At 67.1% G+C, this 20,704-nt stretch carries 20 protein-coding genes; 10 read left to right on the top strand and 10 right to left on the bottom strand.

Annotated elements, in window-relative coordinates; genetic code table 11:
* Positions 1-58: 58 nt before the first annotated feature.
* Positions 59-1,045, bottom strand: coding sequence for a tripartite tricarboxylate transporter substrate binding protein (locus C2862_RS03855; RefSeq protein WP_136218774.1), 987 nt, complete (start codon positions 1,043-1,045; stop codon positions 59-61).
* Between the two features lie 127 nt (positions 1,046-1,172).
* Between C2862_RS03855 and C2862_RS03850 the strand changes: the two genes are divergently transcribed.
* Entirely contained in the window at positions 1,173-2,132 is a 960-nt protein-coding gene (locus C2862_RS03850) for a LysR substrate-binding domain-containing protein (RefSeq protein ID WP_136218773.1), read from the top strand.
* Between the two features lie 7 nt (positions 2,133-2,139).
* Here C2862_RS03850 and C2862_RS03845 read toward each other — a convergent pair whose 3' ends face one another.
* From C2862_RS03845 to C2862_RS03820, 6 genes are all read right to left on the bottom strand, one after another.
* The gene (locus C2862_RS03845) at positions 2,140-3,222 is read right to left on the bottom strand and encodes a porin (protein WP_136218772.1); all 1,083 of its coding nucleotides are present in this window, start codon (positions 3,220-3,222) and stop codon (positions 2,140-2,142) included.
* 70 nt (positions 3,223-3,292) lie between these two features.
* Complete coding sequence (gene pyk, locus C2862_RS03840; RefSeq protein WP_136218771.1) at positions 3,293-4,714, bottom strand: pyruvate kinase; 1,422 nt, start codon at positions 4,712-4,714, stop codon at positions 3,293-3,295.
* Positions 4,704-5,993, bottom strand: a complete 1,290-nt coding sequence (locus tag C2862_RS03835; protein ID WP_136218770.1) for a glycerate kinase — start codon at positions 5,991-5,993, stop codon at positions 4,704-4,706. The genes pyk and C2862_RS03835 overlap by 11 nt, the downstream gene beginning before the upstream one ends.
* A gap of 11 nt (positions 5,994-6,004) precedes the next feature.
* Positions 6,005-7,354 (bottom strand): C4-dicarboxylate transporter DctA, encoded by a 1,350-nt coding sequence (gene dctA / locus C2862_RS03830; protein WP_136218769.1) that lies wholly within the window; start codon positions 7,352-7,354, stop codon positions 6,005-6,007.
* A 140-nt stretch (positions 7,355-7,494) separates the two neighbouring features.
* Positions 7,495-8,583: a tartrate dehydrogenase gene (locus tag C2862_RS03825; RefSeq protein WP_136218768.1), complete on the bottom strand. Its 1,089-nt coding sequence runs from the start codon at positions 8,581-8,583 to the stop codon at positions 7,495-7,497.
* Between the two features lie 139 nt (positions 8,584-8,722).
* A complete protein-coding gene (locus tag C2862_RS03820; protein WP_136218767.1) occupies positions 8,723-9,619 on the bottom strand; it encodes an alpha/beta fold hydrolase in 897 nt (298 codons plus the stop codon).
* A gap of 114 nt (positions 9,620-9,733) precedes the next feature.
* Here C2862_RS03820 and C2862_RS03815 point away from each other — a divergent pair, with 114 nt between their 5' ends.
* From C2862_RS03815 to C2862_RS03805, 3 genes are read left to right on the top strand one after another with little or no spacing between them, the layout of a single operon-like run.
* On the top strand, positions 9,734-10,264 hold the full coding sequence (locus C2862_RS03815; RefSeq protein ID WP_136218766.1) for a DUF4142 domain-containing protein: 531 nt from the start codon (positions 9,734-9,736) through the stop codon (positions 10,262-10,264).
* Between the two features lie 10 nt (positions 10,265-10,274).
* Positions 10,275-10,607, top strand: coding sequence for a cupredoxin family copper-binding protein (locus C2862_RS03810; RefSeq protein WP_229467277.1), 333 nt, complete (start codon positions 10,275-10,277; stop codon positions 10,605-10,607).
* Entirely contained in the window at positions 10,604-11,308 is a 705-nt protein-coding gene (locus C2862_RS03805) for an RNA polymerase sigma factor (protein ID WP_136218765.1), read from the top strand. The genes C2862_RS03810 and C2862_RS03805 overlap by 4 nt, the downstream gene beginning before the upstream one ends.
* Positions 11,309-11,326: 18 nt before the next feature.
* On the opposite strand, the gene C2862_RS03800 is transcribed toward C2862_RS03805, so the two are convergent.
* Positions 11,327-12,280 carry a bifunctional helix-turn-helix transcriptional regulator/GNAT family N-acetyltransferase gene (locus tag C2862_RS03800; RefSeq protein WP_210735863.1) on the bottom strand — a complete coding sequence of 318 codons (954 nt, stop codon included), beginning with the start codon at positions 12,278-12,280 and terminating at the stop codon, positions 11,327-11,329.
* Between the two features lie 99 nt (positions 12,281-12,379).
* Positions 12,380-12,826, bottom strand: a complete 447-nt coding sequence (locus C2862_RS03795; RefSeq protein WP_136218763.1) for an FKBP-type peptidyl-prolyl cis-trans isomerase — start codon at positions 12,824-12,826, stop codon at positions 12,380-12,382.
* Between the two features lie 168 nt (positions 12,827-12,994).
* Between C2862_RS03795 and C2862_RS03790 the strand changes: the two genes are divergently transcribed.
* Together C2862_RS03790 and C2862_RS03785 are read left to right on the top strand one after the other, a co-directional pair.
* Positions 12,995-13,693: a hypothetical protein gene (locus C2862_RS03790; protein ID WP_136218762.1), complete on the top strand. Its 699-nt coding sequence runs from the start codon at positions 12,995-12,997 to the stop codon at positions 13,691-13,693.
* A 243-nt stretch (positions 13,694-13,936) separates the two neighbouring features.
* Positions 13,937-14,923, top strand: a complete 987-nt coding sequence (locus C2862_RS03785; protein WP_136218761.1) for a ferritin-like domain-containing protein — start codon at positions 13,937-13,939, stop codon at positions 14,921-14,923.
* Here the strand turns inward: C2862_RS03785 and hpnA are convergent.
* On the bottom strand, positions 14,920-15,921 hold the full coding sequence (gene hpnA / locus C2862_RS03780; RefSeq protein ID WP_136218760.1) for a hopanoid-associated sugar epimerase: 1,002 nt from the start codon (positions 15,919-15,921) through the stop codon (positions 14,920-14,922). The two genes, C2862_RS03785 and hpnA, sit on opposite strands and share 4 nt — an antisense overlap.
* A 130-nt stretch (positions 15,922-16,051) precedes the next feature.
* On the opposite strand from hpnA, the gene ispH reads away from it, so the two are divergent.
* From ispH to hpnJ, 4 genes are read left to right on the top strand one after another with little or no spacing between them, the layout of a single operon-like run.
* Positions 16,052-16,984, top strand: a complete 933-nt coding sequence (gene ispH, locus C2862_RS03775) for a 4-hydroxy-3-methylbut-2-enyl diphosphate reductase (protein WP_136218759.1) — start codon at positions 16,052-16,054, stop codon at positions 16,982-16,984.
* 13 nt (positions 16,985-16,997) lie between these two features.
* On the top strand, positions 16,998-18,134 hold the full coding sequence (gene hpnH / locus C2862_RS03770) for an adenosyl-hopene transferase HpnH (RefSeq protein WP_136218758.1): 1,137 nt from the start codon (positions 16,998-17,000) through the stop codon (positions 18,132-18,134).
* 15 nt (positions 18,135-18,149) lie between these two features.
* Complete coding sequence (gene hpnI / locus C2862_RS03765; protein ID WP_136218757.1) at positions 18,150-19,271, top strand: bacteriohopanetetrol glucosamine biosynthesis glycosyltransferase HpnI; 1,122 nt, start codon at positions 18,150-18,152, stop codon at positions 19,269-19,271.
* Entirely contained in the window at positions 19,268-20,698 is a 1,431-nt protein-coding gene (gene hpnJ / locus C2862_RS03760) for a hopanoid biosynthesis associated radical SAM protein HpnJ (protein WP_136218756.1), read from the top strand. Before hpnI ends, hpnJ begins: the two co-directional genes overlap by 4 nt.
* Positions 20,699-20,704: the final 6 nt, after the last annotated feature.

Below are 20,704 nucleotides of genomic sequence, written 5' to 3'. Positions count from 1 at the left end.
GCCGCCGACTGTACCCGACGCCGCCGCCAAACGGCGTACGCCTGCTTTTAGTCCACCTCTACTGCACCGTCACCTTCGCATCCTTCACCAGCTTCGCGTACCGCTCGGTGTCGGTCTTGATCTGGCTGGCCATCTGCGCGGCGCTGTTGCCGACCGGGACCGCGCCGATCTCTTCCATCCGCTTCTTGAACTCGGCCGAATTCACGATGTTCACGACCTCGGTATTCAGGCGCGTCACGACCTCCTTCGGCGTCGCCACCGGCGCCAGCACGCCGAACCAGGTGCCCTGGTCGAAGCCCTTCAGGCCGGACTCGTCGAGGGTCGGCACGTCGGGCAGCGCGGCCGAGCGCTTGATGGTCGTGACCGCGAGCGCGCGCAGCTTGCCGGCGCGGATATGCGACAGCACCGGCGTCACCGTGTCGAAGGACATGTCGATCTGCCCGCCCAGCAGGTCGATGGTGAGCGGACCGCTGCCCTTGTAGGGCACGTGCACGATGTCGGTTCCGCTGGCGATGTTGAACTGGGCGCCGATCAGGTGCTGGCCGGTGCCGTTGCCGTTCGAGCCGAAGGTGAGCTTGCCCGGCGTTTTCTTCGCCAGCGCCACCAGCTCCTTGACGTTCTTCGCAGGGACGTTCGGGTTCACCACCAGCACGTTCGGCACCATGGCGACGGTGGAGACCGGCGCCAGGTCGCGCTGGAAGTCGTAGGGCAGCTTCTTGTAGACGCTGGTCGCGATCGTGTGGTGCACGGCGCCCACCAGCAGCGTGTAGCCGTCCGGCTTGGCCTTGGCGACGTAGTCGGCGCCGATGGTGGCGCCGGCGCCCGGCTTGTTCTCGACGATGACGGGCTGGCCCAGGGATTTCGACAGCTCCTGTCCCAGCGTGCGGGCGATCGCGTCGGTGGTGCCGCCGGTCGCGAAGGGCACGACGATGGTGATGTTCTTGGCGGGCCAGGCCTGGGCCATCGCATTGGCGCCGCTACCGAGTAAGACTGCCAGCGCAAGGGCTTTCGCCATGCGCCGTACCTGCCGTGGATGCTGTTGCATGCTCGTCTCCTGAATTGTTATGGGTCTTCGCTGTCGTGATCCGGTTGCCGGGTCATGAGCGAATATACGGCTTGCGAGCACTTAAATATGGCGCTAAAGTTGAACCATTATTAATCTTGGATTAACAATGTCCACACCCGTCAATGCCCAGTCCGAGATGGCCTTCTTCAGCCTGCTGGTACGCGCCGGCAGCCTGTCGGCCGCGGCGCGCGAACTCAACGTCACCACCGCCGGGGTCAGCAAACGTTTGTCGCAGATGGAGGCGCGCCTCGGCACCCGCCTGCTGCAGCGGACCACGCGCCGCATCGGCCTGACGGCCGAAGGCGAGATCTACCTCGAACACTCGCGGCGCATCCTGGCCGACATCGAGGACATGGAGCAGATGATCACCAGTGCGGCCGTTGCGCCCAAGGGCCTGCTGCGGGTCAACGCCACGCTCGGTTTCGGCCGCAGCCATATCGCGCCCCTGATCTCGGCCTTCCACAAGCGCTATCCGGACGTGCATGTCCAGTTGCAGCTGACGGTGAACCCGCCGACCCTGATCGAGGATGCCTGCGACGTCTGGATCCGCTTCGGCGAACCGCCCGATACGCGCGTCATCGCGCGCCGCCTGGCCTCGAACCGGCGCCTGATCTGCGCTGCGCCCGCCTACCTCGAACGCCATGGCACCCCACGCGTGCCGAACGACCTGACGCACCACAGCTGCATCGGCATCCGCCAGGGCGCCGAAGGCTACGGCATCTGGCACCTGACCTCAGGCCAGCGCACGGAGACGGTGAAGGTGCGCGGCGAGCTCAGTACCAACGACGGCGAGATCGCCGTCAATTGGGCGCTCGAGGGACATGGGCTGATCATGCGGGCGGAGTGGGACGTCGCGAAGTACCTGCAGAGCGGACGCCTGCGCCAGGTACTGGCGAACTGGGAGACGCCCGGCGCGGACATCTATGCGGTGTACCCGCACCAGCTGCAGACCGCGGCGCGGGTACGCTCTTTTGTGGACTTCGTGGCCAACGCCTTTTCGTCGGCCACGCCGGTGGGGCAGGAAGTGGCCAGGTGGCCGTCGAACGAGACGCCGACGGCCGCATGAAGCCGGCTCAGAAGGTGTGGCGCACGCCCAGGTTGAAGGCGCTGTCGCCGCTACCCGTCTCGGAGTTGTTGTTGACGGTATAGCCGGCGCCGTTGCGGTTGTCGACCTTGCCGTAGGCTGTGTACAGGTTGGAGCGCTTCGACAGCGGATACACGTAGCCGATGCCCCAGGAACGGGCATCCTGGTTGAAGGCGGTCTTGTCGTCCTTGCGCATCAGCGTGGCCAGCACGGTACCGGTGCCGACCGGCGCCGACAGGCCAAGCAGGATCTCGTTGCCGTCGGTTGATGCGGTCGGCGCCACGCCGCCGAACGGATTGCCGGTGTTGGCCAGCGGCGCGCTGTTGAAACCCTTGTCGACGTTGAAGGCGGCATAGGCCTTGAGGATCTTGAAGTCATAGTTCGCCGCCAGCATGGTGTTGCGGCCGCTGCTGCGGTTGACCGGGGTGACGCCCGGCGCCGCCGCGACGTCGTTGTTCTTGTTGTTGTAGGCCAGGCTGACGGTCAGCGGCCCGTTTGCGTAGCCGATTGACGCGCCGATCTGGCGTCCGGCCGTGGAATCGCCGGCCTGTTCGCCCAGGCTGTAGGCCAGCTGGCCCGTGAAGCCCGAGGTCGTCGGTGCGCTGTAGACGATCGTATTGCTGGTGCGGACGTTCGCGCCTGAATCCGGGAACAGGTTCTTCGAGCCGCCCGCATAGCCGGTCGCGAACGGGTCGGCGACCTGGGCCAGCACGTTATGCCACGGCGTGTACTGGCGGCCGAGGGTGACCGTGCCGGCGCGGGTCTTCAGGCCGACGAAGGCCTGGCGGTTGAACAGCGTGTTGGCCGCATCGAGTGTGCCGGTGTCGAGGCGCACGCCGGTCTCCAGCGTGAACAGGGCCGACATGCCGTTGCCCAGGTCTTCGGTGCCGCGGAAGCCGATGCGCGATGCCGAGGCAGCGCCGCCGATGATCTTGTTGGCGTTCCCGGCGACGCCGCCGCGCTCGGCGACGAAGGCCGCATCGGCGATGCCGTAGATTGCGACCGCGGTTTGTGCCGAGGCGCCGGCGGCGCACAGGGCCAGGACGGCTCCTGCAATGAGGTTCTTCTTCATGTGTCTCCCTTGTTATGCGGGCAGATGCCCATTTATTGACAATGCAGGTGAGCCTGCGGGTACGGCAGAATCATTCTCCCAAGCGTGCAATGCGCAGCAGGTTGGTGGTGCCGGCTGCCCCGAAGGGCATGCCGGCGGCGATCACCACCGTCTGTCCCGGCTGCGCCAGTCCTTCGCGTCCGGCCGTGGCGCAGGCAAATTCCGTCATCTCGGTGACCGAGGCCACGTCGTGGATCAACACCGCATGCACGCCCCAGGCCAGTGCCAGGCGGCGCGCCGTGGCCAGCTTCGGCGTCATGCCGATGATCGGCGCCCTGGGCCGCTCGCGCGCCACCCGCAGTGCCGAGTGGCCCGAACTGGTGTAGGCGACGGTCGCCGCGACATCCAGCAGGTCGGCGACGTTGCGCAGGGCCAGGCCGATGGCGTCGGCAATGCCGGCCCTGGCCGGACTCTGGGCGGCGTGGATGCTTTCAGTGTAATACGGATCGGACTCGGTCTGCTCGATAATGTTATTCATCATCCGGACCGCTTCGAGCGGAAAATGGCCCGAGGCCGATTCGGCCGACAGCATCACGGCGTCGGCGCCGTCATACACGGCGGTCGCGACGTCGGAGGCTTCGGCGCGCGTCGGCACCGGCGCGGCCACCATCGATTCGAGCATCTGGGTCGCGACGATCACCGGCTTGCCGAGGCGGCGGCAGGTGCGCACGATGCGCTTCTGGATCGCCGGCACCTGTTCGGCCGGCACCTCGACGCCGAGGTCGCCCCTGGCCACCATCACCGCATCGGCCGCTTCGACGATGGCGTCGAGCTGGGCGATGGCCGCCGGCTTTTCCAGCTTGGCGATGATGCCCGCGCGGCCCTGCACGATCTCGCGGATCTCGTGGATATCTTCCGCGCGCTGCACGAAGGAGAGCGCGATCCAGTCCACGCCCAGCGAAAGGCCGAAATCGAGGTCGCGCCGGTCCTTCGCGGTCAGCGCCGACATCGGCACCACCACGCCCGGCACGTTGACACCCTTGCGGTCGGACAGCACGCCGCCGTTGACCACGACCGTGTCGGCATGCTCGGCGGAGAAGTCCCGGACCTGGAGTTCGATGCGGCCGTCGTCGAGCAGCAGGCGCGCGTCCGCTTCCAGCGCGGCGAAGATCTCGGGATGCGGCAGCGCGACACGCTCGACGTTGCCCGGCCGGTCGGCCTGCAGATCCAGGCGGAAGGCGGCGCCCTGCTCCAGCTTGACCGCGCCGCCGGCGAAGCTGCCGATGCGCAGCTTCGGCCCCTGCAGGTCGAGCAGTACGCCGATCGGACGGCCCAGGCTGTGTTCCAGCCCACGCAGGATGCCGAGACGCGCCTTGTGGTCCTCGTGGGTGCCGTGACTGAAGTTCAGGCGGAAGACGTCCGCGCCGGCGCGGAACATGGCTTCCAGGGTGGCGGCGTCGCTGCTGGCGGGGCCGACGGTGGCCACGATCTTGGCCTTGCGATTACGGTTCATGTTGGGTACCTGCAAATGCGGGGTTGATGAGGATGGCCCGGAAGTCGTTGACGTTGGTGAGCGTCGGCCCGGTCACGACCGAATCGCCCAGGGCCTGGAAGAAGCCATGGCCATCGTTTCGGTCCAGGCTTGCGAGCGGACGGATGCCCTGGGCGAAGGCGCGGGCGATGGTCTCCGGAGAGAAGTAGGCGCCGGCGATTTCTTCGACGCCGTCGACGCCGTCGGTGTCGCCGGCCAGTCCGTGCACGCCCGGCTCGCCGCGCAGGGCAATCGCCGCCGACAGCAGGAACTCGACGTTGCGCCCGCCCCTGCCCTTGCCGCGGATCGTGACCGTGGTCTCGCCGCCGGACAGCAGCACGCAGGGACCGGCAAAGGGCTGGCCGCGCCGCGCCGCCTGCAAGGCGATGCCGGCCAAGACCCTGCCGACCTCGCGTGCTTCGCCTTCGATGCTGTCGCCGAGGATGTAAGGCGTGATGCCGGCTTCCTCGGCAACGCGGGCCGCGGCGTGCAGCGCCATCTGCGGCGTGGCGATCATGTACACCGTGTGCCCTTCCAGGCGCGAATCGCCCGGCTTGACCGACTCGCCGGCGCCGCTCTCCAGGACCGCGCGTACGTTGGCAGGAAGCGCGATGCCGTAGCGCTCGACGATGGCGAGGGCATCCGCGCAGGTGCTCTCGTCGGCCACGGTCGGACCGGAAGCGATGTCGCGCGGATCGTCGCCGGGCACGTCGGAGATCAAGAGCGTCACCACCTGCGCCGGATGGCAGGCGGCGGCCAGGCGTCCGCCCTTGATGCCGGACAGGTGGCGCCGCACGCAGTTCATTTCGCCGATGCTGGCGCCCGATGCGAGCAAGGCGCGGTTCACGGCCTGCTTGTCCTCGAGCGTGATGCCGGGAAGCGGCAGGGGCAGCAGGGAGGAGCCGCCGCCCGAGACCAGGCACAGCACCGTGTCCTCGGCCGTCAAACCGCCGACCAGGTCGAGCATGCGCTTGGCGGCATGCAGCCCGGCCTGGTCCGGCACCGGGTGGGCCGCCTCGACGATCTCTATCCGTTCGCAGGGTACGGCGTAGCCGTAGCGCGTGACCACCAGTCCTTCGAGTGGTCCGGGCCAGTTGCGCTCGACGGCGCGCGCCATCTCGGCCGAGGCCTTGCCGGCGCCGATCACGATCAGGCGGCCACGCGGCGCGTCGGGCAAGAAGGCCGGAATGCACAGGGCCGGCTGCGCCGCGGCGATCGCGGCGTTGAACAGGCTCTCGAGAAAAGCGCGTGCGCCGTCCATCACGCCCTCCCTCAAGCCGAGGCCTTGTGAACGCCGGGCAGGCCGACCACGTTCAGTTCGACCGGCACTGGCGACTCTTCGGCCGGCTTGACCAGCGGCGCCACTTCGTGGCCGTCGAGGATGCGCTGCATGCGGGTGCTGTCCACGCCGCCCACCCACTTGGCGATCGCCACGGTGCCGACCGCATTGCCGATGGTGTTGGTAATGGCGCGGGCTTCGGACATGAAGCGGTCGACGCCGAGCAGCAGCACCATGCCCGCGACCGGGATGTTGCCCATCGAAGCCAGGGTCGCGGCCAGCGTGATGAAGCCGGAACCGGTGACGCCGGCCGAGCCTTTCGACGTCACCATCAGCACGCCCATGATCACCAGTTGATCCACCAGCGACAGCGGCGTGTTGGTGGCCTGGGCGATGAAGATCGCGGCCATCGTGTAGTAGATGCACTGGCCGTCCGGGTTGAAGGTGACGCCGGCCGGCACCACCAGGCCGACAACCGGCTTCGATACGCCCAGGTGCTCGAGTTTATGCATCAGCTGCGGCACGACCGACTCCGAGGAGCTGGTGCCGAGCACGGTGAAGATCTCATCCTTGATATAGCGGAGGAACTTCCACAGGCTGAAGCCCGAGGCGCGGGCGATCCCGTTCAGGACTACGAAGACGAAGGCGACGCAGGTCAGGTACATGCAGGCCATCAGCTGTCCGAGCGATAGCAGCGAACCGAGGCCGTATTTGCCGACCGTGAAAGCGATCGCGCCGAAGGCGGCGATCGGCGCGATGCGCATGACCATCCGCACCACCACGAACATGGCGTTGCTGAAGGCTTCCAGCACGTCGACCACCGGCTTGGCGGCGCGGCCCATGTGCGACAGGGCGACACCGAACATGGTGGCGAACACGAGGATTTGCAGGATGTCGTTCTTGGCCAGCGCCTCGACCACGCTGGTCGGCACCATGTGCAGCAGGAACTCGATGAAGCCGCCGGACTTTGCCGCGGCTGCCGTGTAGTTGGAGATGGCGTGGGTATCGAGCGCCTTGGCATCGACGTTCATGCCGGCGCCCGGCTGGAACACATTCACGACGACCAGGCCGAGCAGCAGTGCGAAGGTCGACAGGACCTCGAAATAAATCAGGGCGCGTACCCCGACGCGCCCCAGTTCCTTCATGCTTTCCATGCGGGCGATGCCGAGCACCACCATGGCGAAGATGACCGGTGCGAACACCATCTTGATCAGCCGGATGAAGACGTCGCCGAGCGGCTTGAGATCGGTGCCGAGCTGGGGGTAGAGGAAGCCGAGCAGGCCGCCGGCGACCACGCCGATCAGGACCTGCACATACAGTTTTCCGAAGATGCGGGTTGACATGATGTCTCCTTGATGTCTGCTGCGTCCCCTTCCCGCTCTGCGGCAGGTGGTTTTGTCGGAAACGCGCACTTGTAATGCGACTGCGCAGGACTGGCGCAGGACCGGGCCGCGCGTGGCGGCACCGATGAAATGAAACCTTCTCAGGCTGCGGCGCGCTCGCGGCGGGCACCCAGGAAGTCGCACACGGCCCGCGTGACGTCCGCGGTGGTGGCCGTGCCGCCCAGGTCGCGCGTGTGCAGCGATGGGGTGCTGGTCACGCTTTCGATCGCCGCCATCACCTGCTTGGCAGCTTCGAATTCGCCCAGGTGCTCGAGCAGCATCACGACCGACCAGAAAGTGCCGATCGGGTTGGCCAAACCTTTACCCATGATGTCGAAGGCGGAGCCGTGGATCGGCTCGAACATCGACGGGTAGCGGCGCTCCGGATCGATGTTGCCGGTCGGGGCGATGCCCAGGCTGCCGGCCAGCGCCGCGGCCAGGTCGGACAGGATGTCGGCGTGCAGGTTGGTGGCGACGATGGTGTCGAGCGTGGCCGGACGGTTGACCATGCGCGCGGTGGCGGCGTCGACCAGTTCCTTGTCCCACTTCACGTCCGGGAAGTCGCGCGACACTTCGACCGCGACCTCGTCCCACATCACCATCGCGTGGCGCTGGGCATTGCTCTTGGTGATCACGGTCAGCAGCTTGCGTGGACGCGATTGGGCCAGTTTGAAGGCGAAGCGCAGGATGCGCTCGACGCCGACGCGGGTCATCATGCTGACGTCGGTGGCGGCCTCGATCGGATGGCCCTGGTGCACGCGGCCGCCCACGCCCGAGTACTCGCCTTCCGAGTTTTCGCGCACGATGACCCAGTTCAGGTCTTCCGGCGCGCAGCGCTTCAGCGGGCCGTCGATGCCCGGCAGGATGCGGGTCGGACGCACGTTGGCGTACTGGTCGAAGCCCTGGCAGATCTTCAGGCGCAGGCCCCACAGGGTGATATGGTCGGCGATGTCCGGGTCGCCGGCCGAGCCGAACAGGATCGCGTCCTTGTTGCGCAGCGCATCCAGGCCGTTGGCCGGCATCATGACGCCGTGCTTGCGGTAGTAGTCGCCGCCCCAGTCGAAGTCCTCGAAGGCAAACTGGAAGCTGCTATTGCCGGCCGCCAGGGCTTCGAGCACCTGCCGGCCCGCGGGCACGACTTCCTTGCCGATGCCGTCGCCTGGAATGGTTGCGATTTGGTAGGTTTTCATTGCTGCTGTCTCCGTCTGGTAAGTGATGTCGTGCATGCACTGTACCGAGCGGCGGCAGCGTCGTGGCGATGCCTGGCTCAATCCATTATTAACTCACGATTAACAATGGATCGAGCCGAGGCGCGAATGTTGAACGCGGCTAGTCCGACAGGAAGGGCAGCACCCGCTCCAGCAAGGCCGCGGGCGCCTCTTCCGCGATGTAGTGCCCGCAAGGCAGCGTGCCGCCTTGCACATCGTCTGCGACTTCCCGCCACTCCTTCAGCGGATCGAAGCAACGGTGCACCACGCCCTGCTCGCCCCACAGCACCAGCAGCGGCATGGCCAGGCGCTTGCCGGCCTCGCGGTCGGCGCGGTCGTGTTCGAGGTCGATGCCGGCCGCGGCGCGGTAGTCTTCGCAGATGCCGTGCGCGGTGCCGGGCAGCGCCAGGCAGCGCTGGTACTCGCGCAGCGCGCGCGGGTCGAAGACCTTCAGGCCGCCGCTGCGGCGGCCCATGACGTCGACCGCGTAGGCGGCCGGGTCGGCCTCGATCAGGCGTTCGGGCAGCGGAGAAGGCTGGATCAGGAAGAACCAGTGCCAATAGGCGCGCGCGAAGTCTTCGCCGGTCTGCGCATACATGGCCAGCGTGGGCGCGATGTCGAGCAGGGCCATCTTGAGCACGGCCTGCGGATGGTCGGCAGCCAGGCGGTGCGCGACGCGGGCGCCGCGGTCGTGGGCCAGTACGCGGAAGCTCTCGAAGCCGAGCGCGCGCATCACGGCCAGCGCGTCCAGCGCCATGGCGCGCTTGCTGTAGTTGGCGTGATCGGGCTCGCCCGCCGGCTTCGATGAGTCGCCGTAGCCGCGCAGGTCGCAGGCGACAACCGTGTAGCGTTCGGCCAGCGCGGGCGCAACGCGGTGCCAGATCGCATGGGTCTGCGGGTGCCCGTGCAGCAGCAACAAGGGCGGGCCGGAGCCGCCAACGATGGCCTGGATGTCGATGCCGGGCGCAACCTGGATGCGCTCGGGGCGGAAGCCGGGGAAGAGTTCGGATGTCGTCATAGTTGTGCATCCTACCAATTTCTGCGGGAACAGATGAAATCCCTGCAACGCAAACGCGGGATGCGACATCTAATGGGGTGCAAGAACAACATCCACCCGATAGAGGAGCACACCATGACACACTTTTCCCGCAAGCTTTTGTCCACCACCCTCGCCGGCCTGTTCGCGCTGGCCGGTAGCGCCTGGGCACAGACGGCGCCCGACGATGCCCAGATCGCCGGCATCGTCGTTGCCGCCAACCAAGTCGACATCGATGCCGGCAAGCTGGCGCAGAAAATGACCAAGGAAAAGGAGGTCAAGGCATTTGCCAAGCAGATGGTGACCGATCACACAGGCGTCAACAAGCAGGCGAGCGCGCTGGTGAAAAAGCTGAAGGTAAAGCCGCAGGAGAGCGAGACCAGCAAGAGCCTGAAATCGGGCGGCGCCGAGAACATCGCCAAGCTCAAGACGCTCAAGGGCAAGGAGTTCGACAAGGCCTATATCGACCATGAAGTGACCTATCACCAAACCGTGATCGACGCGCTGGACAAGACCTTGATCCCGAACGCTAAAAATGCCGAACTGAAGGACACACTGGTCAAGACCCGCCCGGCCTTCGTTGCCCACCTGGAGCACGCGAAGAAGCTGCAGGCATCGATGCAGTAAGGCGGCGGCCGTGGTTTTCCACCCCACAAGGGCGGGCTGTGCGCTCGCCCTGCTGGCCACGTTCGTCCCGCCGCTTCAGGCGGCCGCGGCCGTACACACGATCCTGATCGACGGCATGCGTTTTATCCCGCAAACTGTCGAGGTGAAGCGCGGCGACACGGTCGTTTGGCGTAACAAGGATCCGTTGCCGCACACAGCCGTGGCGGAAACCGTGAAAGGCGGCCCGGCCTCGCCCGTGATCGCCGCCGGCGCCAGCTGGCGCTACAAGGCCACGAAGGCCGGTACCTACCCTTACCTGTGCACGCTGCACCGCACGATGACCGCCACGCTGGTGGTGAAATGAAGGAAGCGTCGATGAAAGCACACAGCAAGCCGGACCCTTTGCAGGCAACCGATCTCGACCTGGCCAGCATGGTGGCCGCCGGCGATCCGGGCGCCTTCGAAGTGCTGATGCGGCGCCACAACGGCGCGCTCTACCGCACTGCGCGCAGCATCCTGCGCGACGACGCCGAAGCCGAGGACGTGGTGCAGGAATCCTACCTGCTGGCCTACCGCAAGATGGCGAGCTTTCGCGGCGATGCGAGTCTGTCCACCTGGCTCACGCGCATCGTCGTCAACGAAGCGACCGGACGCCTGCGCAAGACGCGGCGCCGGGCCGACATCATCGAGCTGGTGCCGGGCGCGGCCGACGTCGAGCTCGAGGAGGAGGATGCCATGAGCAGCGAGCGCAACGCACCCGAGACGCCGGACGACGCGGCCCTGCGGGCGGAAGCGCGGCGCCTGATCGAGGCGCGCATCGACGCCCTGCCCGACAGCCTGCGCACCGTCTTCATGCTGCGCGCGGTGGAAGACCTGTCGGTGCAGGAAACGGCGGCCATCCTCGGCATCCCCGAGGCGACCGTGCGCAGCCAGTACTTCCGCGCCCGCGGCCTGCTGCGCGAGGCGCTGGCGCGCGACTTCGACCGCGCGGTAGATTCGGCGTTTTCCTTCGATGGAGAGCGCTGCGACCGGATCGTGGCGGCGGTGCTGGGGCGGCTGCAGTGAAGCGGCAAGCTTGAATGCTCAGGCGGCGCCGGGCACGTAGCGCATCGCCACGTTGCAACGCGCGTAACGGGCGCCGTAGCGCGCCATAATCTCGGCGTCGTGCTGGAAACCCGCCTTTTCGTACAGGTGGATGCCTGCGGCGCATTTCGTGTTGGTGAGCAGGTAGAGCGGCTCGGCGCCGATCCGCATGGCGCGGTCGATCGTGGCGCGCAGGAGGAACTCGCCGACCTTCAGGCCGCGCGCGCTTGCCCGCACGCCCATCTTGGTCAGCTCGAAGCTGCGTTCGCCGGTCTTTTGCAGCGCGCAGGTACCGACGATGCCGAGGCCTTCGGCTTCGGCGAACAGGATCACGCCGCCCCGGTCGATGATGTGCGCGCGCGGGTTTTCCAGCACTTCGCGGTCGGTCGCTTCGAGCCGGAACATGTCGGTAATCCATTCGGCATTGATGTCGTGGAAGGCCGGCGCCAGCGCGTCGCTGTACTCCCGGATTGTCAGGAGGGACGGGGCCGACTGGGCGGCCAGGACATCGATCGGCGCCGCCTCCAGCGCGGTTTCGAGTTCGGCCAGCTGCGCCATGAAGGCATCGAGCCGGTCCTGCAGCAGCGTACCGACGGCGGCCCCGACCTGCGGGAACACCTTGAGGCGGGCGCGTGCCATTGCCGCTTCGCCGGCGGGCGCGAGCGAGATCGTGCGCAGGCGCTGGTCGTCCCCCGTTTGCGAATGCGCCAGGCCCAGTTCGACCAGCTGGCCGACCGCGCGCGTCACGCCGGGCTGGCTGACGCCGACGGCTTGCGCCAACTGTCCGATCGTCATCGGCTGCTTGTCCAGCGCGGCCAGCAAGGGCATGTGGGCAGGCTGGACGGGCAGCCCGGCTTCAAGGATGACCCGGGCGGCGCCGGCCTGCATCCGTTCGCCCAGCCGTTTCAGGCGGCTGCCGAGGAAGACGGCGCCGTAGTCTCGCAAGATATCCATCGTTGTCGCTAATTCAGGTATTTTTATATAACGCGGTATATAACAATACATGAAGTTCCGCGCCTGGTGTCAAGCCATGCTTTCCGGCGTCAGTGTTTCCTAGCGTACGTCCAGCAGCTCGACGTCGAAGACCAGGTTGGCGTTCGGCGGAATCGGGCCGGCGCCGCTCTCGCCGTAGCCCATGCTTGCCGGCACGATCAGGGTGCGCTTGCCGCCCACCTTCATGCCTTGCACGCCCTCGTCCCAACCCTTGATGACCTGGCCCGCGCCCAGCTGGAAACTGAAGGGTTCGCGCCCGATCGAGGAATCGAACTGGGCGCCATGCTGCTGCGGCGCATCCGGCACGTACAGCCAGCCCGTGTAGTTGACGACGGCCGTGGTGCCGGCGAGCGCTTCCTTGCCGGTGCCGGGCACGGTATCGATCTTTTGCATGGCGACGGTGTCGGCCGCGGCCGCGACAGGGGCCTTGTTGCGTTCGCAGCCGGCAAGGGTGAGCGTGAGAGTCAGGGACAGGCCGAGGGCGCAGGAGGACAGCAGTTGTTTCATCGTAGGGTCTGGTGGTTGAAAAGCGAGTGAAGACTATGCGGCGTTTTCTGCAATCTTAACCGACCGGCACGCCGGGAGCCGGACTCGCGCGCGGACGGGCGCGCAGGCTGCGGTTCGCAAAAGTTGTCGTGACACAACTTACGAGCTGGCGTACGATTTAGCAATAACTTGAGCCAACCTGACGAGGTCTACCCGATGCGCCTGATTGCACACCGCTTCACGCTTGTCCGCCATGCCGCGGCAGCTTTTACTCTTGGCATGACCTGTCTCGGCATCCAGCTTCCCGCCCATGCCGGCGAATGCGCGGCGCCCGTCATCAGCAAGACCACGCTCGCCGAGGCGCGCGAGATGTGGGCCGCGTGCGATGCCAGCATTGTCAGCGCAGGCAACCTGGCGATCGGCGGCGGCAGCGGCAAGGACGGGATGAGCCAGGTCGGCTTGGAGCAGGTTGTGCTGGTCACGGTGGCGGGTGTCGATTTCGAAGGGCTGCCGGTGGTGCGCTACGCCTTCGTCGACGAGGTCCTCTACGCAATATCGGTACAGCTGCGCAATACCTTTTCGCGGGATAAACCGCTGTTCAAGGAGCTGAGCAACGATGAGATCTCCCAGCTTCAACAATCGCTCACGAACAAATACGGCAAGCCACGCGCGCTCAAGGATATGGGGGCGGGCAAGAAGCCGAATATCTTCATCTGGGATCTGCGGGACAGCGAGATGACGCTGACCAATACCATCATCCCAGGATATCAGGTGAACCTCGTGCATAAAGCCCTGGCAAAAAAGGTCGACGCCTACAGGAAAGCCGAATGCAAGCGGCACCGCCAGAAAGGCGACACGCCCACCCCGGTGACCTCGGTATGCGTGTAGCGCCGGCACCCGTCGTGCCTTGACATTGCGCCCGATGTGAACAGCGGGCCGAGGGCGCCAGTCCCGGCCTGCCCCGGCCTGCCCCGGTCCGCGGCGACCCGCGGCCGCCTGCTCGCCACGCCTTTTAGCACTACGCCCCATCGTTGGTTAGTTACGTTTTTAAGGATCGATCACGCCGAATCGAACCTGCTTCACGAAAGAGGCATAATCGGCGCATCCGATCGCACCACGCCGGGAGCGGGCATGGACGGGTATCTCGAGGATGGCTTCGACATCGCGCAGCTGGTGCCTGGCTTTCGCCCGCCAGTGGCCGCCGGCGCGCCGGCAGCGGACGCGGCGGCGCTCGATGCAGCCGACGCCGGCATGCGCCATTGGACCAGCCCGGCCGAGGGCCTCTTTACACCCGGCTCCGACCTGCATCGCCGCGAAACCTGCCGCATGTTCCGCGACACCTTCAATCCCTACCGACCGGCCGTGCTTGACTGGCCACGCCTGCCTCCGCAAGCGCTGGCGCGCATCGTCGCCCTGCCGATCTGGGACATCGCGGTGCAGACCGAGGGCAAGGCCAAGCTGCGGATGGCGGCCTATGCGGGCACCGTGCCGGACCCGGACATGCGCGCCGCGCTGGCCCTGAATGCCTGGGAGGAAAACCGTCACAAGGAGGTCCTGGCGCGCATGGTGGCGGCCTACGGCATCGCGCTGGCGCCGGAAGCGCCGTATGCCTGGCCGGCGGATGCGGAACGGGCCTATCTCGTCACCGGTTTCAGCGAGTGCATCGATAGCTTCTTCGCCTTCGGCCTGTTCGAGCTTGCGCGCCGTTCGGGCCTGTTCCCGCGCGAACTGGTCGACACCTTCGAGCCCGTGATGCAGGAAGAGTGCCGCCACATCCTGCTGTTCGCCAATTGGATCGCCTGGCATCGCGCCAATCTGTCGCCCTGGCGGCGCCTGCGTTTCGAGGCGAAGGTGGCGGCGGTCTGGGCCTTCCTGGTGTGGGAGCGCATCGGCCTGGCGCGCACGGTCGGCAGCGATGCCGCCCAGGACAACAACTTCACGCTGAACGGCGCGCAGGCGGTGGCCGCCGAAGCACCCGCCCTGCCCGATCTGCTGGCCCTCTGCCTGGCGGAAAACGAGCGCCGCTTCGCCGGCTATGATGCACGCCTGCTGCGTCCGGCCACGGTGCCGCGGCTGGTGCGCCTCGCTTTGCGCATGCTGGGACGCGCCGCGCACTAGCGGAGATAGCCCGCGCGCCCGAACCAGTCGAGCGCCGCCTGCAGCGCGCCGCCGTGCGGATGCGGCCGGTAGCCCAGCTCGCGCATAGCCTTGTCGGAACGGAAGAACATCCGGTTGCGCGACATGTGCAGTCCGTCCACGGTCAGAAAAGGTTCGCGTCCGGTCCGGCGCGCCATGGCTTCCAACGCGTGCGCCAGCGGGATCAGCGGCGCCACCGGCAGGCGCAGGCGCGGCGCGCGCCCTCCTGCCAGCGCGGCGATCTCGCCCAGCAAATCGCGCAGCATCAGGTTCTCGCCGCCCAGGATGTAGCGTTCGCCTACTCTTCCCTTTTCGAGCGCCAGCAGGTGACCCTCGGCGACGTCGTCCACATCGACCACGTTCAGCCCGGTCTGGACATAGGCCGGCATGCGCCCGCTGGCCGCCTCGACGATGATGCGTCCGGTCGGGGTCGGCCGCAGGTCGCGCGGACCGATCGGGGTCGACGGGTTCACGATGACGGCCGGTACATGGTCCTCGAGCACCATGCGTTCCACCAGACGTTCCGCCAGAATCTTGCTGCGCTTGTAGGCGCCAATCCCCTCGCCTGGTGCCAGCGGCTCGTCTTCGCCGGCCGCTACCGTCGCAGGACCGACGCGCAGGGTCGCCACGCTGCTGGTGTAGACGACGCGCTCGACGCCGGCCGCCAGCGCCGCGCGCATCACCGCGGCCGTGCCGTCCAGGTTGTTGCGCACGATCTCGTCCGGATCGCGCGCCCACAGCCGGTAGTCGGCGGCCACATGCAGCAGGCCGCGCATGCCGGCCAGCGCCCGTTCCACGGCGGCCTGGTCGCGCATGTCGCCCTCGAACACCTCGGCGTCGAGCCCGGCGAGGTTGGCGCGCGCACTCGTCGCGCGCACCAGCACGCGCACCCGATAGCCGCGTGCCACGGCCGCGCGCGCCACGGCGGAACCGATGAAACCGGCCGCGCCGGTAACCAGGATGCTTTCCTGCCCAGCCATGGAGGCCTCTCCGGGCGCCGGCAAGTGGCACCCTTGCGCGAATTGTAATCCTGCGCGCCATCGGCTGAACGTCGTCGCCCGCGCGCGATCAAAACAGGATCAAGACCCGGACACCAGAAACGGAGAAGTCATGCGAGTCATCCTAGCCCAGCCGCGCGGTTTCTGCGCCGGCGTCATCCGCGCCATCGAGATCGTCGAGCGCTCGCTCGAACGCCACGGCGCGCCGGTGTACGTGCGCCACGAAATCGTTCACAACAAGGCCGTGGTCGACGGCTTGCGCAACAAGGGGGCGGTCTTCGTCGATACGCTGGAACAAGTGCCTCCAAGCGCGGTCACGATCTTCAGCGCCCACGGCGTCGCGCGCGCCGTCGAGGCCGAGGCCGCGGGCCGCGGCCTGCACGTGCTCGACGCGACCTGTCCACTGGTCGCCAAGGTCCACCTGCAGGGCCGGCAATACGCGGCGAGCGGCCGGGTCGTGATCCTGATCGGCCACGCCGGCCATCCCGAAGTCGAGGGCACGACCGGGCAGATCGACGGGCGCGTGCTGCTCGTGCAGAACGAGCGCGACGTCGAGGCGCTCGACCTGGCGCCGGACACCCCGGTCGCCTACGTTACCCAGACAACCCTCAGCGTGGACGACACCCGCGGCGTGATCGCCGCCATCGAGCGCCGTTTCAGCGACGTCGTCGGCCCCAGCGTGCGCGACATCTGCTACGCCACCCAGAACCGCCAGCGCGCCGTGCGCGAGCTGTGCCGGCAGGTCGACGTGCTGCTGATCGTCGGCGCGGCCAACAGCTCGAATTCGAACCGGCTGCGCGAGATCGGCACCGAATGCGGCATCCCGAGCTATTTGCTGGACGACGGCAGCGCGCTCGACCCAGCCTGGGTCGCAGACGCCGGCACGGTCGGCATCACGGCCGGCGCCTCCGCGCCCGAAGCCATGGTCGAGGATGTCATCGCGGCGCTGCGCCGCCTGGCCCCGGTCGAACTGTCGACGATGGACGGCCTGGTGGAGCACGTGGAGTTCCGCCTGCCGGCCGAACTGGCCGGCCGCGCGGCGTAGCGAAGGAGCCGACATGGCCATTCCGATGCTGCAAAAAACCCTGGTCGGCGCCTACATCCTGCGCAAGCACCTTGCGGGCCAGAAACGTTACCCGCTTGCCCTGATGCTGGAGCCATTGTTCCGCTGTAATCTTGCCTGCGCGGGCTGCGGCAAGATCGATTATCCCGACGAGATCCTGAACCTGCGCCTGTCGCGCGAGGAGTGCCTGGGCGCGGTCGACGAGTGCGGCGCCCCGGTGGTTTCGATTGCCGGCGGTGAGCCGCTGCTGCACAAGGAGATGCCGGACATCGTCGCCGGCATCGTCGCCCGGCGCCGTTTCGTCTACCTCTGCACCAACGCGCTGGTGATGGAAAAGAAGCTGGACCAGTACCACCCGAGTCCCTTCCTGGTGTGGTCGGTGCACCTGGATGGCGACCCGCAGATGCACGACCGCTCGGTCTGCCAGCCGGGCGTGTACGAACGCGCGGTGGCCGCGATCCGGCGCGCCAAGGCGGCAGGCTTTCGCGTCAACATCAACTGCACGCTGTTCAACGACGCCCAGCCCGAACGCGTGGCCGCCTTCTTCGACACGGTCAAGGAACTCGGCGTGGACGGCATCACGGTCTCGCCCGGCTATGCCTATGAACGGGCTCCGGAGCAGGATCACTTCCTGACCCGTTCGAAAACCAAGCAATTGTTTCGCGACATATTTGCGCGTGGGGATGGTGGCCGCAAGTGGGCCTTCAGCCAGTCCAGCCTGTTTCTCGATTTTTTGGCGGGCAACCAGACCTACCATTGCACGCCCTGGGGCAACCCGGCGCGCACCGTGTTCGGCTGGCAGCGGCCCTGCTACCTGCTGGGCGAAGGCTATGCCGCGAGCTTTCGCGAACTGATGGAGGAAACCGACTGGGATGCCTACGGCACCGGACGCTACGAAAAATGCGCCGATTGCATGGTCCACAGCGGCTACGAGGCGAGCGCCGTGGTCGACACCATCGCGCGCCCGCTGGCGGCGGCGAAGGTCGCACTCAGGGGCGTGCGCACGAGCGGGCCGATGGCGCCGGAACTTGCACTCGACCGCCAGCGGCCGGCGGAGTATGTGCACGCGCGCCATGTGGCCATCAAGCTTGAAGAGATTCGCGGGCGGCGCAAGGCCGCCGGTCCGGGCTGAGATGGAGAGACGCCGATGGCAGCCGTCACCTTTATCGGAGCGCTGCTGACCGCGCTGGCCACGGTATACGCGCTGGCTGCACTCTTGTGTCGCCCGCGCACCTGGCAGCGCGGCACCGCGTCGGAACCGGTCCCGGTGAGCGTCCTCAAGCCCCTGTGCGGCGCCGAGCCCAACCTGGAGCGCAACCTCGCCAGCCTGTGCCGACAGACCCATCCCTGCTACCAGCTGATATTCGGGGTGCGCGACCCCGGCGATCCCGCCGCCGTGGTAGTGAAGCGCCTGATACGCCGCTTTCCCGAGGTCGACATCCGGCTGGTGGCCGACCCACGCATCCACGGCAGCAACCTCAAGGTGAGCAACCTGATCAACATGCGATCGGCGGCGCGCCACCCGTGGCTGGTAGTGGCCGACAGCGACATCGGCGCCGGCCCCGACTACCTCGAGCGCGTGACCGCGCCGTTGGCCGAGCCCGGCGTCGGCATCGTCACCTGCCTTTATCGCGGCGTTGCGGCGGGCGGCTTCTGGAGCCGAGTGGGGGCGCTCTTCATCGACAGCTGGTTCGCGCCCTCGGTCGGCGTCGCCAGCCGCGGCGGCAGCAGCGCCTTCGGCTTTGGCGCCACCATTGCCCTGCGTACCGAGACGCTCAACAGGATCGGTGGCTTCGAGGTACTGAAGGACCGCTTGGCCGACGATTTCTGGCTCGGCGAGCTGACCCGGCGCCAGGGGCTGGCGACGATCCTCTCCGACGTGGTCGTGCGCACCGACGTCACCGAACGCAGCCTGGCCGCACTATGGGCACGCGAGCGGCGCTGGATGCAGACCATCCGTTCGCTCAATCCGCCCGGCTATGCCTTCTGCTTCGTCAGCTTCACGCTGCCGATGCTGGCGCTCGGCCTGTGGCTGGCGCCGACGCCCTGGAACTGGGCGCTGGCGCTGCCGGGCTTGTGTGCGCGCATGCTGCTGCACTGGCGCGCAGCGCCGAACCTTGCTTCGCTGCCGATCGCGGCGCTGCGCGACTGCCTGCTGCTGCTCGAGTGGCTGAGCGCATTCGCCGGCAGCACGACGCGCTGGCGCGGACACCGGCTACGCGTGGACGGCCGCCGCGCCCCGGAAAACATGAAGGAATCACCGACATGAAAACCCTGTTCCTGCAAGCGCCCTCCTTCGACGGCTTCGACGGCGGCGCCGGCTCGCGCTACCAGGCCAGGCGCGAGATCCGCTCCTTCTGGTACCCGACCTGGCTCGCGCAACCCGCCGCCCTGGTGCCCGGCAGCCGCCTGCTCGACGCCCCCGCCGACGGCCTCTCGGTGGCGCAGACGCTGGACATCGCCCGGGACTACGAGCTGGTCATCATGCATACCAGCACCCCCTCCTTCCCGGCCGACGCCCGCTTCGCGGAACTGATCAAGGAGCGTACACCTGCGACCCTGGTCGGCATGGTCGGCGCCAAGGTCATGGTCGATCCCGGCCCTTCGCTGCAGGCCAGCAGCGCCATCGACTTCGTCGCGCGCGAGGAGTTCGACTATACCTGCCGCGACATCGCCGAGGGCCGGCCGCTGGCCGATATCGCCGGGATCAGCTGGCGCGACGCCGACGGCGGCATCCACCACAATCCGCCGCGCCCGATGATCGAGGACATGGACGCCCTCCCTTTTGTTGCGCCCATCTACAAGCGCGACCTGAACATCCGCAATTACTTCATCGGCTACCTGAACTACCCCTACGTGTCCCTGTACACCGGGCGCGGCTGCCGCTCGCGCTGCACCTTCTGCCTGTGGCCGCAGACCGTGGGCGGGCACCGCTACCGGATCCGCTCGCCGGAAAACGTGCTGGCCGAGGTCCGCTGGATCAAGGAGAACATGCTAGATGTGAAGGAGATCATGTTCGACGACGACACCTTTACCGACTTCCGGCCGCGCGCCGAGGAGATCGCGCGCGGCCTCGGCGCACTCGGCGTGACCTGGTCCTGCAACGCCAAGGCCAACGTGCCCTATTCCACCCTGAAGATCATGAAGGAGAACGGGCTGCGCCTGCTGCTGGTCGGCTACGAGTCGGGCGACGACCAGATCCTCCTGAACATCAAGAAGGGCCTGCGCACCGACATCGCGCGCCGCTTCGCCGTCGACTGCCGGGAACTGGGCATCACCGTGCACGGCACCTTCATCCTCGGCCTGCCGGGCGAGACCCGCGAGACCATCGCCAAGTCGATCGCCTTCGCCAAGGAGATCAATCCGCACACGATCCAGGTCTCGCTCGCCGCGCCCTATCCGGGCACCAAATTGTATGAACAGGCGCTGGAAAACGAATGGATCCCGCCGAACAAGACCATCCACCTGGTCAACGAAAGCGGGGTGCAGCTGGCCGCCCTCAACTATCCGCACCTGTCGAGCCAGGAGATGTACCACAGCCTCGAGCAGTTCTACCGCAGCTTTTATTTTCGGCCGGCGAAGATCTGGGAAATTGTGCGCGAGATGCTGCACAGCTGGGAGATGACGCGCCGGCGCCTGCGCGAAGGCGTCGAGTTCTTCCGCTTCCTGCGCGACCATGGGGCGGAGCAGGCGTGAGAGCGG

Source organism: Massilia sp. Mn16-1_5, from assembly GCF_004798585.1.
Taxonomy (GTDB): Bacteria; Pseudomonadota; Gammaproteobacteria; order Burkholderiales; family Burkholderiaceae_D; genus Telluria.
Note: the sequence above shows the minus strand (reverse complement) of the source record. Positions and strands in the feature narration are given on the sequence as shown.